General features: G+C 45.1%; 14 protein-coding genes. 10 read left to right on the top strand and 4 right to left on the bottom strand.

Features of this window, described 5'->3' with window-relative positions:
- Positions 1–93 precede the first annotated feature (93 nt).
- The 5 genes from R8N47_RS20295 to R8N47_RS20275 all read left to right on the top strand — a co-directional run bounded on the left by R8N47_RS20295 (position 94) and on the right by R8N47_RS20275 (position 5,677).
- Positions 94–750 (top strand): LuxR C-terminal-related transcriptional regulator, encoded by a 657-nt coding sequence (locus tag R8N47_RS20295; protein WP_005383910.1) that lies wholly within the window; start codon positions 94–96, stop codon positions 748–750.
- A 206-nt stretch (positions 751–956) separates the two neighbouring features.
- Entirely contained in the window at positions 957–1,547 is a 591-nt protein-coding gene (locus R8N47_RS20290) for a calcium-binding protein (protein ID WP_005375168.1), read from the top strand.
- 152 nt (positions 1,548–1,699) lie between these two features.
- A complete protein-coding gene (locus R8N47_RS20285; RefSeq protein ID WP_053350060.1) occupies positions 1,700–3,418 on the top strand; it encodes a type I secretion system permease/ATPase in 1,719 nt (572 codons plus the stop codon).
- Positions 3,393–4,733, top strand: a complete 1,341-nt coding sequence (locus R8N47_RS20280; protein ID WP_064354904.1) for an HlyD family type I secretion periplasmic adaptor subunit — start codon at positions 3,393–3,395, stop codon at positions 4,731–4,733. The genes R8N47_RS20285 and R8N47_RS20280 overlap by 26 nt, the downstream gene beginning before the upstream one ends.
- 95 nt (positions 4,734–4,828) lie before the next feature.
- Positions 4,829–5,677 carry a mechanosensitive ion channel family protein gene (locus R8N47_RS20275; RefSeq protein ID WP_005375171.1) on the top strand — a complete coding sequence of 283 codons (849 nt, stop codon included), beginning with the start codon at positions 4,829–4,831 and terminating at the stop codon, positions 5,675–5,677.
- A 95-nt stretch (positions 5,678–5,772) separates the two neighbouring features.
- Here the strand turns inward: R8N47_RS20275 and fhuB are convergent, their stop codons facing one another.
- Genes fhuB through R8N47_RS20255 form a run of 4 tightly spaced genes read right to left on the bottom strand, consistent with a single transcriptional unit; the run spans position 5,773 to position 11,596 of the window.
- The gene (gene fhuB, locus R8N47_RS20270) at positions 5,773–7,740 is read right to left on the bottom strand and encodes a Fe(3+)-hydroxamate ABC transporter permease FhuB (RefSeq protein ID WP_064354903.1); all 1,968 of its coding nucleotides are present in this window, start codon (positions 7,738–7,740) and stop codon (positions 5,773–5,775) included.
- Positions 7,737–8,666: an iron-siderophore ABC transporter substrate-binding protein gene (locus tag R8N47_RS20265; RefSeq protein ID WP_017635312.1), complete on the bottom strand. Its 930-nt coding sequence runs from the start codon at positions 8,664–8,666 to the stop codon at positions 7,737–7,739. Before R8N47_RS20265 ends, fhuB begins: the two co-directional genes overlap by 4 nt.
- Complete coding sequence (locus R8N47_RS20260; protein ID WP_017635311.1) at positions 8,657–9,442, bottom strand: ABC transporter ATP-binding protein; 786 nt, start codon at positions 9,440–9,442, stop codon at positions 8,657–8,659. The genes R8N47_RS20265 and R8N47_RS20260 overlap by 10 nt, the downstream gene beginning before the upstream one ends.
- 51 nt (positions 9,443–9,493) lie before the next feature.
- Complete coding sequence (locus R8N47_RS20255; RefSeq protein WP_064354902.1) at positions 9,494–11,596, bottom strand: TonB-dependent siderophore receptor; 2,103 nt, start codon at positions 11,594–11,596, stop codon at positions 9,494–9,496.
- A 145-nt stretch (positions 11,597–11,741) separates the two neighbouring features.
- On the opposite strand from R8N47_RS20255, the gene R8N47_RS20250 reads away from it, so the two are divergent.
- The 5 genes from R8N47_RS20250 to R8N47_RS20230 all read left to right on the top strand — a co-directional run bounded on the left by R8N47_RS20250 (position 11,742) and on the right by R8N47_RS20230 (position 17,733).
- Positions 11,742–13,595 carry an ABC transporter ATP-binding protein gene (locus R8N47_RS20250; RefSeq protein WP_064354908.1) on the top strand — a complete coding sequence of 618 codons (1,854 nt, stop codon included), beginning with the start codon at positions 11,742–11,744 and terminating at the stop codon, positions 13,593–13,595.
- A gap of 237 nt (positions 13,596–13,832) precedes the next feature.
- Positions 13,833–14,867 (top strand): DUF4118 domain-containing protein, encoded by a 1,035-nt coding sequence (locus R8N47_RS20245; RefSeq protein WP_171344188.1) that lies wholly within the window; start codon positions 13,833–13,835, stop codon positions 14,865–14,867.
- Positions 14,864–15,562 carry a response regulator transcription factor gene (locus R8N47_RS20240; protein WP_064354901.1) on the top strand — a complete coding sequence of 233 codons (699 nt, stop codon included), beginning with the start codon at positions 14,864–14,866 and terminating at the stop codon, positions 15,560–15,562. Before R8N47_RS20245 ends, R8N47_RS20240 begins: the two co-directional genes overlap by 4 nt.
- A 151-nt stretch (positions 15,563–15,713) precedes the next feature.
- The gene (locus tag R8N47_RS20235) at positions 15,714–16,367 is read left to right on the top strand and encodes a potassium channel family protein (RefSeq protein WP_005375180.1); all 654 of its coding nucleotides are present in this window, start codon (positions 15,714–15,716) and stop codon (positions 16,365–16,367) included.
- A gap of 1 nt (position 16,368) precedes the next feature.
- The gene (locus tag R8N47_RS20230) at positions 16,369–17,733 is read left to right on the top strand and encodes a TrkH family potassium uptake protein (protein ID WP_005375181.1); all 1,365 of its coding nucleotides are present in this window, start codon (positions 16,369–16,371) and stop codon (positions 17,731–17,733) included.
- The last annotated feature ends 121 nt before the right edge of the window (positions 17,734–17,854 follow it).

Raw genomic sequence — 17,854 nt, 5'->3', positions numbered from 1 at the left:
CGGCTGCAACCCTGCTTGCTCAAAATCTATTCAAACATGGTTGTGCTTTGGGGAAATTATGAGGGGATCCCTCAGTGTTAAGTCACTGAAAGTATGAGAAACATTATGGAACAGTATATGGAAAAGCCTGAAATCCTAATGCTCACTCAACAAAGTTTACAGAGTGAAAACTTTAAGGAAATGCTTTCTAAAAATACAGAAACTAAAATAACGATCATTGATACTAAAAACCCTAGTTATCATGAACTCATTCCGGAACGCTACTTTTTGCTTGTTGATTTTTCAGTTGAGATTCCTTCCGAAACTTTAGTTTATTTAAAAGATAGTAATAAAGTGCTAGGAACTATAATGCTTAATCTAGGTTATGACTTAGACACAGAAGAACTCGCTTCTTGGCCTCATGTAAAAGGTATATTTGGTCCAGGAGATTCAATGGACAAGGTTTGTCAGGGATTAAAAGCAATAATAAAAGGGGATAACTGGCTGTCTCGAAGATTACTTGATCAGCTAGTAAATTATTATCGAGGTAGAGAAGCAAATAACATTATCGAACCTGCTATTGAGGTTGAGCTTACTCGGCGTGAAGTTCAGGTTTTAAAAATGTTGAAAGAAGGTGGTTCAAATATGGAAATCGCTGATTCTTTATTTATCAGCGAGCATACTATTAAATCACATCTATACAATATTTTTAGAAAGTTAGAAGTAAAGAACCGTACGCAAGCTACAAGTTGGGCTAAGAGAAACCTGTAGTACTAGTATTAACTTGCTGTAATAAAAAGAAAATACTCTATAAAGTACTAAATTTTATATTTATTATTAAAATGTCAGTCTGAAATATCATCCCATATTCAAACTTATTCCTATTCAGTTGACTATTAGACTTCTCATGTCGTGACGAATCTAGTCAGACGTGGAACAGAAGGTCTATTCAATTAATAAGCTAAGAGGGAATAAAAATGAGCGCAAGTGACAATGACACGTATTTAGGCGATGCAGGTGTAAATAACCAATTTGCTGATTTCGATGGCGGCGATGATTTGTTTATCGGTTTTGGTGGTAATGACTCGTTTGTTGGCGGTGGCGGTAATGATTATGTGATCGGCGGCGACGGCGATGATCGCCTAACTGGTGGTGCTGGAGATGACATCCTTAGGGCTGGTACAGGAAACGACTACCTCGGCGGTGGTACCGGTAATGACTTGCTGTTGGGTTTGCTGGGCGACAATAAATTAAATGGTGGTGTCGGTGAAGATATTCTTGTTGCTGGTTCTGGTGACAACGTTTTAGTTGGCGGCAGCAATGGCGATAAGTTTGTGTTCACGGATAAGTTTGGTGGCCATGGCGAAGCCAAAGTTGTTGATTTCACCATTGGTGAAGACTCTTTGCACATCATTAGCGACTCTGTCACTGACTTTGGTGATTTAAGCTTTAGCTACGATGCAGTTGGGAATGCAGTGTTTACCGATGGGGCTGATCTAACAGTGAAACTTATTGGCGTGACTGAAACTGACATCAACACCTATGGTGCAGATCTGTTCGTAATCTAAACGACTGAAAATAACTCTGGATGGGAATTAGTTTGCGTGGCTCTGCCATGCTGAGGTGAACTAATCGGACACTCTAGAGCGATTTGAGGTTACCTTAAGCTAGGCGCTAGTATTTCTGGCGCCTACAATTTTCACGTTAAACGGAAGTAGTCGTGCAAAAAACGGTTTTCAAAGAAGTGAAACAAAAACTATGCACGCTTGCGGGCTTGCTGATCGTTTTTAGCCTTTTTATCAACTTATTGGTTCTCTCGATTCCGTTGTACATGCTTCAAGTGTACAACCGAGTGATATCCTCCTACTCAACCGATACTTTATTCTTGCTCACTGTCATCGTAATTGTCGCGCTGTTAACCATGTCCATCATCGACATTGCACGAGCACAAATGAGTAAATCTTTTGGTTATTGGATGGACACAAAACTCTCCGCTTTCATGCTCAAGCGCACGATTCAATATCAATCACATACCGGGAAGAGTTATACCTCGCAAACTCTGAGAGACATTCAGAACATCAAAAGCTTTTTGAGCAGTCAAGCACCTTATCCACTGTTGGATGCGCCCTGGACACCGCTATTTATTTTATTTGTGTATTTATTGCACCCGATACTAGGTCACATCGCGTTACTTGGATCTATCGTATTGTTTAGCCTAGGTCTACTTAATGAGCTAATGACGCGTAAAACAATGCAAGAGAGCGAAGTCAGAGCGATTTCTCATATCAACAACGCAGAATTAGCCACGCAAAACTCCAATTCAATTCTCGCAATGGGGATGATGAATGCATTTTTAGAGAAGTGGCAGTCGCGCGTGAGCGAAGTGAATGTGCTTGAAGAGCGAGTTGCAGGTAAGTCTATCTACATGGCTAACTTTTCTAAGTTTGTGCGTGGCTCATTACAGATATTTTTACTGGGAGGTGGTGCATGGTTAGTTATCCAACATGAGATAACGGCAGGGGCGATGATCGCGAGCTCCATATTAATGAGTCGGGCATTATCGCCGATGGAGCAGGCGATAGGCACGTGGCGAAGTGCGATGTCTGCTAAAGGCGCCTATAAAAGGTTGAAAGAAATCGATGCGATCGTGCGCCAAGATGAATCAGATATGCCACTGCCTAAACCAAAAGGACACTATGAGCTTACCGGACTAGCCTATCGCCATCCTGGAGCAACCGAACCAGTGCTCTCATCGATCAGCTTATCGATTCCTCCGGGTGTTGCTGTTGGGGTGATTGGCCCTTCTGGTACGGGTAAATCGACGTTTGCTCGGCTGTTATTAGGTACGGTTAAGCCATTAGCGGGTAAAGTGACTCTTGATGGAATGGAAGTCTCCGTATGGGCATCTGAAGATCGCGGCGTGCATTTTGGGTATCTCGCTCAAGAGGTGGAGTTATTTCCTGGCACAATTCGAGAGAACATCGCGCGCTTTAAAGAAGAAGACCCCGCTAAAGTCATCAAGGCGGCTCAACTAGCAGGATGTCATGAATTAATACTCAAGAAAAACAAAGGCTATGATTGCATTATTGGTGAAAATGGCCGTGGTTTATCTGGGGGGGAAAGGCAGAGAATCGCTCTTGCAAGAGCCGTTTATGGCGACCCTTCTATAGTGATTTTCGATGAAGCGAATGCCAACCTCGATGGTGAGGGAGAGGCTGCGTATCAACGTTTGATTGCCCATTTAAAAGCACAGAGTACAACGATTATCGTCATTGCCCACAATCCGAGTACGTTACGACAAATGGATAGGCTGTTGTATTTGGCTGACGGCCGAGTCAAGTTATACGGCGCTAAAGATGAAGTATTAAAACGTTTGATGGGCGAAGAAAGAACAGATATCCCAAGGGTAAGAAATGAGCAATCAACTGCCAACCGTTAATCAGAGTTCTACCGAGATCGTATATCGTTTTAGCCCCAAAGCGAGACTAAGCTTTCGAAAACCAATTTTACTCGGTGTGGTGACCTTAAGTGTTTTTCTTGGAGGTCTTGGCTACTGGGCTGCAACAGCCAAATTAGAAAGTGCAGCGATTGCTTATGGTGATTTGTCAGTTCTCACTAAGCGACAAGAAATTCAGCATTTAGAAGGCGGTATTATTGAAAAGCTATATGTACAGGAAGGGGATTTAGTCGAAAAAGGTCAGTTATTAATTCAACTTTCTAAGCGTCAAGCTATGGCTAAGTTGGATTCGTTAAGTGGTCGTTTTATCCATACTCTAGCAAAGGAAAACCGTTTAAGTGCGGAGCTTGATGAGCTTCCAACGATTGTATGGTCTGATGATCTTGAAAGCATTCCCCGTGTCGATATCGTCCAAGAAGCACAACTGGTTCAAAACAAGATCTTTGAAGCGAGAAAGCGATTCTTTGATAGTAAACTGAGTATCATTGAGCAGAGTATTTCTGGAGCAAATTTAGAGCTTGAAAACCTTCAGCAAACCAAAGTGATTGAGACGGAACGGCTCAACTTTATTGCTGAAGAAATAGACAGCAACCAAGCCTTGGTGCAAAAAGGTTTCTCGGGAAAATCTACTTTACTTCAACTCAAGCGCTTAGCAGCGGAGGTGAGAAGTACCTTAAGCCAGTTAGACAGGCAATCGCTCACCGTTAGAAAAAGGTTGGATGAGAACCTAGCGCAAATTGAAGAGTTGAAGCTTGAAAGGCTGAATGAGATTGTCGAGGAACTACGAAACACCAAAACGGAAATTGTCGCAATTCGGGAAGAATATCGCTCCGCTCAAGATATTGTTGCAAGAACAACGATCAACGCACCTATTTCTGGTCGCGTAGTCAACATGCAGGTGTTTACCGAAAAAGGTGTGATTGGCTCGGGTGAAACGTTACTAGAATTGGTTCCGCAAGACGATAAGTTGTTAGTCGAGGCTCGTGTTAATCCTCAGGATATTGATTTAGTGAATCCAGGCCAGCAAGCGCATGTTCGTCTGACCGCTCTGAATGCACGGACGTTGGCACCTTTAGACGGTACAGTGTTGACGATTTCTGCCGATAAACTCTCGCAAGAAAACCAGGAAGATTTTTATCTCGCTAGAATTGCAATTTCATCGGAAGATGTGACAAAACATCGTTTAACCTCAGGCATGAATGCCGAAGTGCTTATTTTATCTGAGCCACGAACGCCATTGAGCTACCTAATAAAGCCAATTACAGAAAGCATGAATCGCGCCTTCAGAGAGGAGTAATTTCAAAAAGACTTGAGTGAGCACGGACAACAGACAAAATAATTTGTTATCGTTAGCTGTTACTGGGCCGTATTTTTATTCGAGGGAGCCGTGGAATGGAGAAAGTGCAGTTAGTTGTCGATTTTCTTCTCACTCATAAATTGATTTTTACCGCACTGATCTTTGCGATTATGTGGTTAATTCGTCGTGCAATTTTATCGATGATTCGTGGTGATCACGCTTTTCTCTCAGAAGATCAGCGTAGTTGGATGTCCAGAACTAAAAATGGCACCTTCGCTGTTACATTACTGATTTTATTTATTTTATGGCAATCAGAAATTAACGAGTTTGCTCTGAGTGTAACGGCGATTGCCGTTGCCATTGTAGTGGCATCCAAAGAAATCATTTTGTGTTTTACGGGTTCGATTCAAAGAGCAAGTTCGCGTTCTTTTCGCGTTGGAGACTGGATTGAGGTCGGAAAGTTGTGTGGTGAAGTGATTGAGCACAATATGATGGCGACGGTGATTCAAGAGATCGACCTGCATCACGGGCAATATCATTACACCGGCAAAACAGCGACATTGCCTAATAGTATGTTCTTTACCTATCCAGTAAAGAACCTCAACTTCATGAAGCGGTACGTTTACCACAACTTTTCTGTAGTGGTGAAAGACTTCGTCAATTTGTATCCACTGTTACCGATTTTAACTGATAAAATTGAAGAACATTGCAGTTACTTTGCTGATGTTGCACATCGTTACAATGCGATGATTGAAAAACATGCCGGTGTTGACCTTCCTGGTTCTGAGCCACATATGCATATTTCTAGCAACATTAATGGTGAACAAATTCTGCACGTGATGATTTTCTGCCCAACCGATAAAGCGAACCACTTAGAGCACTTAATTCGTAAGGACTTTATGGAACTTTATGAGCAACGTTTTCCTGTAGTGCGAGAAGAATAGAGCATCGTACTTCGCCTTTAATTTCAAACCCCGCTATCAAAATAGCGGGGTTTGTTTTTCTTAGCGTATTTTTAGGCTGTAACAATATTCCCAACTTAGCTGAATTTACTCTTCAGCATTAAAAATAGGAAGTAAGTGCTGCCTATAATAGCGACCAACGTGCCAGCTGCGACCTGACTTGGATAAATAGCGATTTGTCCTAGCCAATCTGCCCACAACATTAGGGTTGCGCCAATTAAGGCACCGACACACAGTTGCTCTTTCACTTTTCTTGCTCCTAACATCATCGCCATATGGGGAGCGACCAAGCCAACAAAAGATATTGGACCAACTGTAGCGGTAGAAAAGGCGCATAACAAAGCAACGATGGTGAGCATAAGCGTATTGGCTACGGTAGGGTTAAGCCCTCGTGCATTTGAGAATTGTCGCCCGATGGAAATTAGTGTTAGCCAACGAGAAATCGAGAATACAGCGGCAAGCAGAACTATTATGGCCAAACATAACATCAGTGCGGTGTCGGCTGTGACTCGATAAATAGAACCAGTTAGCCACAATAAAATTTTGTAACTGTCACCTGAGCCTTGAGCTAGCGAAAATTGAACGAGGGCTTCTAATAGTGCCGTTAGTGCGATGCCGGACAACACGAAGTTAGATGGATTAAAATGGCTTCGTTTACCGATAACCAGCAATAACATCAATACGGACATACTTCCGAAAAAAGCGATACCCCAGCTAAATGCGGAGAGAAGCGACCCAGCGATGACTCCTGTCGTAATAATGGCAAACGTGGCTCCGGAAGACACACCGAGAATATCGGGACTTGCCAGAGGGTTGTAAACTATGCGTTGCAAAATGATTCCGGCAACGGATAGCGCAATACCGACAGAAAGTGCGGTTAACATGCGCGGCCAGCGCAATTGCCATTGGAACTCACCTGGCACAGACCATTGAATTCCGTTTATACCATGGGTAACGAATGAGTAAGCTAGAATCCCAACCAGACTGAATAGCGCAATGCTGCATACCGCGCGTTTAGAAAGCGCCGTTTTTCCTTGGCTCATTGAAAGGTTAAGTTGATCGGTTGCCGTCAGTTTTTTACGAGTAAACCAAATTAAAGCGGGAGCGCCAATAGCTGCAGCCGCTACGCCGCTAGGAATGGTTTCCTCTAACCATAAGCTCAGCGAGATAGCGGCAGAGTCTGTGATGATTAGTAGCATTGCGCCCAAAAGCATGCTGCTGATCAATTCGTCGCGCGGTGTTCTTGCCCCCATCGCTCTGGCAATATTGGGTGTCAGTAATCCGATGAAGCTGATAATACCAACTGCGGTGATGGAGGCAGATACCAGCCAAATACCCATCACCATTAACGCACCAAACGCGGGTAATACCGCTAAGCCTCGGGCTGCTGCGCCTTCTTGTCCTAGTTTCATTAAGGTCAGAATACGTGGTGCGACGATCAAAATTACGATTGCGATAGCGCAGCGAGGCAATAACCACTCAAACCAATCCCAGCTGTATTGAGAGAGGTCTCCTGCTCCCCACATAAAAATATTCTGTGCGAACTGGGCGTTTAAAATAATAATGGCTGTGGCGATAGAACCGAGCAAGATATTGATCACCATCCCCGAAACGACCAACGGCAAACCTGTCATATTACGCACACCGGCAATTGATACGATCAGGCCAAACGCCACTAAAGCCCCAAACATTGCGGCTAATGCAGAGTAATCGGCGACCCAATCGACGAACCAAATGTTTACCACGACTAATGCAAGCCAAGCACCAGAAGAGGTGCCAAGAGTCAACGGCGAGGTGAGGTTATTCTGCGTTAATTGCTGCATTAAGCTGCCGGTGAGACCAAGCATGGCACCAACAAGCAGGGTCATACTTAACCTAGGAAGTTGCGCTTGCGTAAAGAATAAATCACGAAACTCGGTTGCTACCTCTGGTTTTGTTAATAATTGCCATTGTTCGAAAAGTGATAAATTAGTATCAATTTGTAGGCTAAAGACGCTAAGTAACGTAATCAGCGCCAGATAACCAATATAATGTTTCGTTCTCATTGTTCTGGTGCCAACTCTATTAGACTGTCGGTAATCGCTTCAGCGGTGTATTGCAAAGACATGGCACCGCCATACGCCCACACTGCTCTGACTGAATTTACCCGCTGCTTTTTCACAAACGGCATCGCTTGCCAAAGTGGCGACTCTTTCAGTTTTCGTTCTTCTGGGAAAGGTTGTACGTAGAGAACGTAGCTGTTTTGAAGGCCCTGAAGCCGATTGATTCGATCTTGCTTTACTCCCCACGCTCGTGGGTCCTCTTTAATTGGAGCCTGTAATCCCAGTTTTCTAACCACGTAGTCAGTGGTGGAGTTTTCGGTTGCAAGTAATACAGTATTCGGAGTTGAAAATCGCATCACAAGAACGCTGAGTGGAGAAGAGTAATAGTGGCGAATTCGCTGGCGCATCTGCGCAAATGAAGCATCTAATTCTGCCAGTTTCTGTTCAGCAAGTGCCTCTTTATTGAATAGCTTGCTGAGCGTACGAAAGTGACGAATGGCCGTTTCAGCTGCGGCCTCATTTTCAGAAAAATTAGGTAAATAGATTACCGGAGCAATTTGTTTGAGTAACGGAATCAAGTCTTGCTGTGGAGACGCAGCAAGGATGACATCTGGTTTCAAACTGGCTATTTTTTCTAAGTTGGGTTCTGCTCGGGTTCCAATATCTTCAATTGACTCTGGTGCAGTTGGATTGACGACCCATTGGCGGTAGCCTGGTAAATTTGGGGCTGCGATTGGTTCTACGTTTAGCGCCAAAACTTGTTCTAAGATGTCCCAGTTTAAGGCTACAACGCGTTGAGGCGCTTGCTCAAAACTATGCTCGCCATATTCATCGGTAACGGTGATGACTGCATGTGCATTGGTCATAAAAAATGCGAGGAGAAAAGCAGATTGTGTAACCACAGTAAGTAAACGAGCTATTATGCGCATACAACAGCCACCTTTTGGCTCGCTAATGTGTTAGCCGGGCTTGGGTGTTCAATCAGCTTAATTGGTGACTCATATAGTTTAGAAAGGCGTGCCTCGTCTAACAACATGTCGGCGTTGCCTTCAAAGGCAATCTTACCTTTTTTGAGCGCAACAATGTGGGTGGCGTAGCGCAGTGCTAAGTTCAGATCGTGCAGGATCACGATAATGCCTACATTCTCGGTTCGATTCAGTTCTGCCAGCAGCGCCATTAGTTGAAACTGATGGTGAACATCGAGCGCCGAGGTTGGCTCATCGAGAATTAAAATTGGCGATTGTTGAGCCAGTAGCATAGACACCCAAGCACGTTGGCGCTCGCCGCCCGATAAGTCATCCGCCAAAGCTTGAGCAAAAGGTGTAACCCCTGTTCGTTCCATAGCCTGCGTGATGATCTGTTTGTCTTCAGCTTTCCAACGACCAAGTGCCCCACGCCACGGAAAGCGACCTAAGCGCACTAGCTCTTCTACCGTTAAACCAGCCGAAGAGGGCAGCTTTTGTGGCAAATAGGCGATCTGTTTTGCCAACTCTTTGGTTTTGAGTGATGAAAGGGAAGTATCGTTTAGTGTTACCGTGCCTTTATCTGGTGGCATTTGACCAGAAAGCAGGTTCACCAGTGTCGACTTACCTGAACCGTTATGGCCTAAAACGACCGTTAGCTCATTTGTTGGGATGTTAAGTTGTTCGATGCCGAGGATCTGACGTCCACCTCGCACGATCTCAATATTAGACAGTTGAAACATGGATGGCTCTTAGGAGAAAACTCCCCTCAATAGAGGGGAGTAGAAGTACAATTACCAGCGGTAGTTTGCGTTTAGCATAACAGAGCGAGACTGGCCGTAGTAACACCAGTAATCGCAACCTGAAACAAACTCTTTATCTAGGATGTTGTTCACGTTTAGCTGTGCTTGCCACTGTGAAGTGATGTCGTAAGTGACTGACGCATCCCAAAGAGTGACAGAAGGAACCGTTAGGTTCGAGCTCTTAGGGTTATCTTTTGACTCACCTACGTAGCGCACACCAGTACCGATATTGAGGCCTGGAATCAGGCTGTAGGCGCTGTAGTCTACCCATGCAGACGCTTGATGCTCAGGAATAAGTGCGGCTTGTTTTTTACCTTGGCCAAAGCTCTCATCTGTTTTCGCTTTAGTGTAGGTGTAGCTTGCCATCAGTTTTAGATCGTCGGTTAGCTGCGCCGTGCTTTCTAGCTCAATACCTTGAGATGTCACTTCACCTGTTTGTGTCGCAATCCATGTTGATGGGTTAGTGACCAACGCGTTCTTTTGCGTGATGTCGAACCATGCAAGGTTGATAAAGCCATCCATAAAGCTTGGCTCATACTTTACACCCACTTCTACTTGCTCGCCTTCCAGCGGTTTGTAAAGTTCATTGGTTGCCGCATCAATAGTGCTGATCACTTCAAACGACTGAGAGTAGTTTGCGTAAGGTGACAGGCCATTGTTTGCAAGGTACATCACACCCGCACTTAGAGAGAGCTGACCATCATCACGAGATTCACTTTGATCAACGGTAGCGCCTTTGCCAGAGTTTTCTGTTTTCACCCAGTCGTAACGAGCACCTATGTTACCAATCCACTGTTCATGCAGTTTCAATTGGTATTGTGAATAGAGACTTGCTTGAGATTTCTCAATCTCACGTTTCACGTTGTTGGCAGGATCAAGAGGGGTGAAGTTGCCGTAAACTGGGTTCCACGGGTTGATAGTGCCAAATGCATAGTTGTCTTGCTCGTCGCCATCGGTTTTGTGGAATTGCAGATCCATACCGATAAGCACTGTGTGCTCTGCGTTGTCTGTCATCCAGTTGCCGACAGCATTGTTATCGAACGTGATGCTCTGGTTTTTTCCGTCACGGAATACGATGCCTTGCGTTAACTCTTCTTTCGCTGGATCGTTGTTTGAGAACGCGTAAGAGCTGCGCAAGTACAACTCATTCGAACCGTAATTGAGGTTTTGCGAGAGTGACCACATGTCATTGATGTCGTGCTCTAGTAAGTAACCTAGAGAAAACTGCGTGCGTTCGTATTTATCGTAGTTTGGCTGACCAAGGTTAGTCGAAGGATCGATTTTGCCAAAGTTAGAACCAATCAGAGTACCTGCTGCCGGGAAGAATGGGTTAGTTGGTACACCGTCATCATGAAGGTAAGTTGCCAAAACGGTCAGCATTGTACGGTCAGAAATGTCGAACTCGACACTTGGCGCTAGGTAGAAACGCTCGTTATTTGTGCCGTCCAGTTCACCATCTTGGCTTGTCATCAAGCCAACCAAACGATAGCGCACAGTGCCTGCGTCGTTTGCTTCGTCAGCAATGTCAAAACCTACGGATTGGTGTTGGTTGTTGCCAACTTCGACTTTTACTTCGCCTTGAGGCGTAAACGTTGGTTTTTTCTGAACCGCATTCACGATACCGCCTGGTGCCGATTCACCAAACAGAATAGCCGATGGACCTTTAACGACTTCTACACTTTCTAGGCCGTAAGGTTCGACCAACCATGTGTAGTAACCATCGCGGAATAGGCGGTTGCCGTTTAGGTAAGTCGCTGCATCAAATCCACGAACTTTGAACCAATCAGTGTCGTTGTCTGCGCCATAAGGCTGAGCGGTTACACCAGACGTGTAGCGTAATGCTTCATCTAGCTTTTTCGGTGCACGAATACGAAGTTCATCTTCAGAAATGATAGATACGCTGCGCGGCGTTTCTGCTGCCGGGGTTTCTACTTTAAGTGCTTGCGCGGTGACCGTTATGGTCTCCATGGCAATCACGTCATCTTGTACGACGTCTTCTTGAGCTTGTGCTGTGAATGCAACCACTGCTGTAGGTGCTAAAGCACAAACCAACGCGTTGCGGATAGCGATGGTCAGTGAGTTATTCTTTTGCATAAATCTATTCCCGATAATTATGATTAACGCTAAGCTTAATTGTAATTATTATCATTTGAGCTTTTGTTTCGGTATTTTACTGACTTTTGTATCAAAAGATAGTAAAACGTTCGCAAATTCATTCGCGGTACCTAAAGTCATTGTTATGTTCAATTGGTTTGAAAAGCTGACCCAACCCTTTCCCCAGATGGAAACCGAAAAGCCACCGAAGACGCTATTTGGCTTTTGTCGTTTTTACACTCGTGGCTTTGAAGCCCCTTTACTCGTTATGGCTGTGTTCAGTGCGCTTATTGCCATTACTGAGGTGACGCTGTTGCGTTATATGGGCGAGCTCGTCGATATTCTCTCTAATCAAGATCGCGCAACATTCTGGCAAGACCAGGGTGATCGCATGCTAATGATGCTGTTCTTAGTGGCGGTTGTGATGCCAGCTCTCGGTTTTGTCCACTCAATGGTGATGCACCAAACGTTATTGGGTAACTACCCGATGTCTATCCGTTGGTTGATTCACCGTTACTTGCTAAAACAAGCGGTTGGATTTTTCCAGCGTGACTTTGCAGGCCGAGTTGCGACCAAAGTGATGCAAAGTGCGTTAGCGGTACGAGAAACGGTCATGAAGCTGGTGGATGTACTGGTTTATATCAGCGTTTATTTTCTTTCGATGCTCTGGATGATGGGCGAAGCCGATGGTTTGCTAATGTTACCTATTGTGATTTGGATAGGAATGTACGCGGTTATCCAGTTCTACTTTATCCCTAAAATGAAACAAGTAGCGACAGAGCAAGCGGATGCTCGTTCTGTAATGACTGGGCGCATTGTCGATTCTTACACCAACATATCTACCGTAAAGCTATTCGCGCACTCGCAACGAGAGTTGGAATACGCAGAAAGCAGCATGAAGCAATTTTTGGTGACGGTTTACCGCCAAATGCGCATGGTGACTTGTTTACTGTTTAGTGTGGATGCCATCAACTATTTGCTGCTGATGTCTATTAGTGCCATTTCGGTTTATCTATGGCTAGATCACGCTGTAACAATTGGTGCTATTGCGATTGCCATCAGTATTGCATTGCGCGTACAAGGTATGTCGAAGTGGATCATGTGGGAAGTTAGCGCACTGTTTGAAAACATCGGTACAGTAGTAGACGGTATTAATACGATTTCAAACGATGTTGAAGTGAAAGACGTACCAAATGCTAAGCCTTTGCAAATCTCTCAAGGTGAGATCTGCTTTGATAACGTTGGTTTTAACTACAGTGACGAGAAGGCGGTATTTGAGAACTTGAATCTGACTATCAAACCGGGCGAAAAAGTCGGCATTGTCGGTCGCTCTGGGGCAGGTAAATCCACGTTGGTCAACTTGTTGCTGCGCTTTTACGACGTAAATAGCGGTAAGATTTGCATTGATGGACAGGACATTTCTCAAGTTGAACAAGAGTCGCTTCGCCAACACATCGGTATGATCACGCAAGACACCTCTTTGCTGCATCGTTCAATTAAAGAGAACATTCTTTACGGTGATCCAGATGCTTCAATGGATGCCGTTATCGCAGCTGCTGAGAAAGCACATGCTCATGATTTCATTCAATCTCTACGAGACGAGCAAGGTAACGTTGGCTATGACGTTGAAGTGGGTGAACGCGGTGTGAAGCTGTCTGGTGGTCAGCGTCAACGTGTGGCGATTGCTCGCGTTCTGCTGAAAAACGCGCCAATTTTGATCATGGATGAAGCAACGTCTGCACTTGATTCAGAAGTAGAATCGGCAATTCAAGAAAACCTTGAAGTTCTGATGGAAGGAAAAACAGTGATTGCGATTGCTCACCGTTTATCAACGATTGCCGCGATGGATCGTTTGATTGTAATGGATGACGGCAAAATCATTGAGCAAGGCTCGCATTACGAGCTGCTGCAATTGGGTGGTGTTTACGCTCAGTTGTGGAAGCATCAAACCGGCGGATTTTTGTCTGAGCAAGGTGATGCTCAACTGCAAGTCATCTAATATGACGCTACACGAAAGAGGAGCAAATGCTCCTCTTTTTTGTGTCTGTCGTTTATACCGAGTAAGTAGGCGTTAATGGGCAACGTTAACTTGTGATTATTCATTGAGTTAGGCCAACTTAATGATGATTATGTTTATAACTCACTGTCGTTATTGAATTTTTTACGCTTTTTTTACGCGAACTCCGAATGGGCTTTTGCTAAAGTTTTCTACATCGAATTTTGGTTGATGTATTTTATGTTTGTTCAATGGCGAGATAACACCTTTCTCTTTTCTACTACCGTGATTGTTGGTGCGGTTGTCGTCTCATGGCTGTTAGACCAACTGTTTGGCTCTACAGCCGCAGTCCTGCTGATTTTACAGTTAGCGGTCGTGGTAGTGGCGTTTCAATGCAACTCGCGATTCGCTTATGCGGCGGCGGTGGTCGAAGCGTTGAGCTTCAACTTCTTTTTCACGACGCCTCGTTACTCTTTGCAGATGTTTCGTCCGGAAGACATTTTTAATTTAGTCGTGTTTATGGTGGTGGCTTTTATCACCAGCACCTTTGCGGATCTTTATCGTCGGCAGCAGGGAGAGTTAAAACAAACCAAGCTGCAAAACAGCATCCTGCTATCGGTGTCCCATGACCTACGCACGCCGCTAGCAACCATTATTGGAACACTGACCACACTCAACGAGTACATGCCCAAGCTCGATGACTTAGAGCGTAAAGAATTGCTCGACAGTGCGACTTCAGAAAGCCATCGCTTGCATCAATATATCGAGAACCTCTTACAGGCGACTAAGCTCCAGCACGGCACATTAAAAATTACCAAAAAAGATGAGCTGATTGCAGATATTGTGCGGGATGCGGTTTCTCGTTTGCCGAATTACACCGAGAAAGTGTCCATGAATATGGATGATTCCGTTGGTTATTTATCAGTAAGTCGTTCGCTCATCGAACAAGCGATTTTTAATGTGTTGGATAATGCCATGCGATTTTCACCAGAGAATGAATCTGTTGAGGTTTCACTTTCTAAGCAGGGTTTGTCGTGCGTGATTGATGTTCGGGACATGGGGATTGGCATCAAAGCTGAAGATGCGGAAAAAATATTCAACCTTTTCTATTCCGGCGCGAACAACAAATCGGCCGATTCAGGCACCGGAATGGGACTCGCGGTTGCCAAAGGCATCATCATCGCACACCAAGGAGAGATTCAATCTATGCCAGTATCAGAAGGGACGCTGATCCGCATTCTACTTCCACTCAATCAAGGAGCAGAGCAGGCGTGAGTTACAAAGTTTTAGTCGTGGACGATGAGCCTCGCATTCATACCTTTATTCGAATTTCGCTGTCTGCTGAAGGGTTTGATTACATTGGCGCGAGTACCATTGCAGAAGCCAAAGCGTGTTTCGAAGCACATTCGCCGCACGTCATTCTGCTAGATTTAGGCTTGCCCGACGGCGATGGGAAGGAGTTTCTCACTACGCTTCGTCAGACGTATAAAACGCCAGTGCTAGTGCTGACGGCTCGCGATCAAGAAGAGGAAAAAATCCGCCTTTTAGAAGCGGGCGCGAATGATTACTTGAGCAAGCCTTTTGGCGTAAAAGAGCTCATCGCGCGCATCAAAGTGCTGGTTCGAGATTTGGTGGATGAGCAATCCTTCGCTGATGAGCTGGTGGCTGGCCGAGTCAAAATCATCAAAAGCACTCACCAATTTTGGTTGGATCAGAGGGAAATTCCACTCACCAAGAAAGAGTTTTCTTTCATTGAACAATTGATTCTCAAGCCGGGAAAACTCATTGAGCAAACTCATTTGCTAGCGGTGATTTGGGGAAAAAGTCATGTCGAAGATACTCACTACTTACGCGTGCTAGTGAGTCAACTACGCAAAAAACTGAACGATAGTGCTGACGAACAGCGGCTATTAAAAACCGAGCCGGGGCTGGGTTATCGTTTAGTGCTTGAGACGTCCAAGCACCACTAAATTCCAAATTTAATCAACGTTAATGCCAAGGTTTAGTGCTGGTTATCAGCACTCGAACAGGATTCGTGTTGCCTATTTTCCGCGACGGAAAATCAGTCTAGCCCTTAACGCATTAGCATTTTCTATACATAAAACACAGTTAGGTATTGATATGGCTCACTTTACAGTAATTGGTTTAGGGCGATTTGGCGTTGCCGCCAGCTTAGAACTTATTCATCTTGGACACACCGTAACGGGGGTGGATAGCGACCCGAAAATCGTCGAAAAATACGTCGAAGAGTTAACGCAAGCGGTCATATGTGACGCAACAGACGAAGGTGCACTCAGAGAGTTAGCGTTAGCGAACAGTGATGTGGTGTTGGTGGCGATTGGCGAAGACATGCAAGCCAGTTTGTTGTGTACGCTGGCGCTGAAAAATCTGGGTGTGAAATCTATTTGGGTCAAAGCGAGCACCAAAGCGCACCATACCATCGTGTCTAAGCTTGGTGTACAACGCATTATTCATCCGGAAGAGGAGATGGGCGTAAGAGTCGCGCAGGCACTCAACTATCCGATGGTGAATAACTATTTGGAAATGGGGCATGGTTTGTATGTGGTGGAAATCCACGTTAAATCCAATCTGCACGATACACCGCTTTCTAAGTTGATCAGCCGAGGTAGTTACAACATTCAGCCGATATTGGTGAAGCGCGAAGAAGCCGTCTACACCAATATCAATGATGAGTTTGTGCTTAATGAGTTCGACACGCTGTTGCTTTGCGGTAGTCGCGCTGAGCTGAAATACGTCGCTCCAAGGTTGGTGTAACATGGTTTTGTGGCATCCCTCTATTATCCCAATCGAGCGAAAACCCAAAGCGGGCAAAAAATTGTTGGGCGCACCGCCATTAATACTTAGCCTCAGCTTTGCGTGCTTGATCATGCTCGGCACGGTCTTACTCAAACTGCCGATTGCCACCACAGAGCCCATCACTTGGATTCAAAGCCTGTTTACTGCGACATCGGCCATTACGGTGACGGGATTAGTTGTGGTGGACACGGGCACGGCGTTTACGCCTTTTGGGCAAGTGGTTATTGCTTTCCTGATTCAATGTGGTGGCCTAGGTTTAATGACGTTTGCCATCGTGACCTTGCTGGCTCTGGGCGGAAAAATTGGCTTTTTGGAGCGAGCCGTCGCGAGAGAGGCGTTCAACCAAACTGACTCATCGACACTCATTGCCACTGCTAAATCTGTATTGATGTTCGCTCTGCTCGTTGAACTTATTGGTTTCACTATTTTGAGCGTTTATTGGAGTGAAGAGCTGGGTTGGAAAACCAGTTTGTTCCATGGTTTCTTCTACACCATCAGTGCGTTTAACAATGCAGGTTTTGCGTTGAGTGCCGATAGCTTAATGCCTTACGTGGACGACCCGGTCGTTAACTTCACCATTACCAGTTTGTTCATTATTGGTGGTTTAGGCTTCTCGGTTTGGATTGACTTAAAACGCAATCGCCGTTGGCACCGACTCACCGTTTACAGTCGAATGATGATCTTAGGCACGGTGATCATTAACGTGGTGGCACTTATCGCCATTTACCTGATTGAATATGATAACCCCAACACGCTTGGCCCTTTGAGCGAAGCAGGGAAATGGTGGGCATCGTGGTTTCAAGCGGTGACGCCAAGAACGGCAGGGTTCAACACTTTAGCTATCGATCAGTTGGAAGATGCCACAACGGCGATCATTCTGGTGTTGATGTTTATCGGCGGTGGATCATTGAGTACGGCAAGTGGCATTAAAGTTGTGACATTTATAGTGTTAGTCTTGGCGACTTACAGCTATTTGCGTCGCGATGAAGCAACCTATGCCTTTCAACGCAAGATTCCCAAAGAGACCATCAGCAAGGCATTGGCGCTGACTCTGATCTCGGTGGGCGTGACTTGGTTTGCCATATTCACGCTGTTACTGACAGAGAAAGCGTCTATGTTAGATATTATGTTCGAAGCGGTCTCGGCACTGGGTACGGTTGGTTTGTCGCGAGGCTTAACGGGCAGTTTGTCCGAACCGGGTGAGTTAGTGATCATCTTCATGATGTTTATGGGACGATTAGGCCCCCTTACTTTGGCGTACTTCTTAGCCAGTCCAAGAAAGAAAAAAGCGCGTTACGCGAGCACTAAATTGGCAATAGGGTAAATGGGCTAACTCGAAGAAAGTGAGCAAAAGGCTAGGCAAAAGAGGAGTAACTGCTCCTCTTTTTGTGCTCGTTGTAGCCACGAAACTGTATACGGCAGTCTCTCTCACAACAATTTATGAT

It is taken from the genome of Vibrio sp. 2132-1 (assembly GCF_033344315.1).
This window is presented reverse-complemented; position numbering and strand designations above follow the sequence as displayed.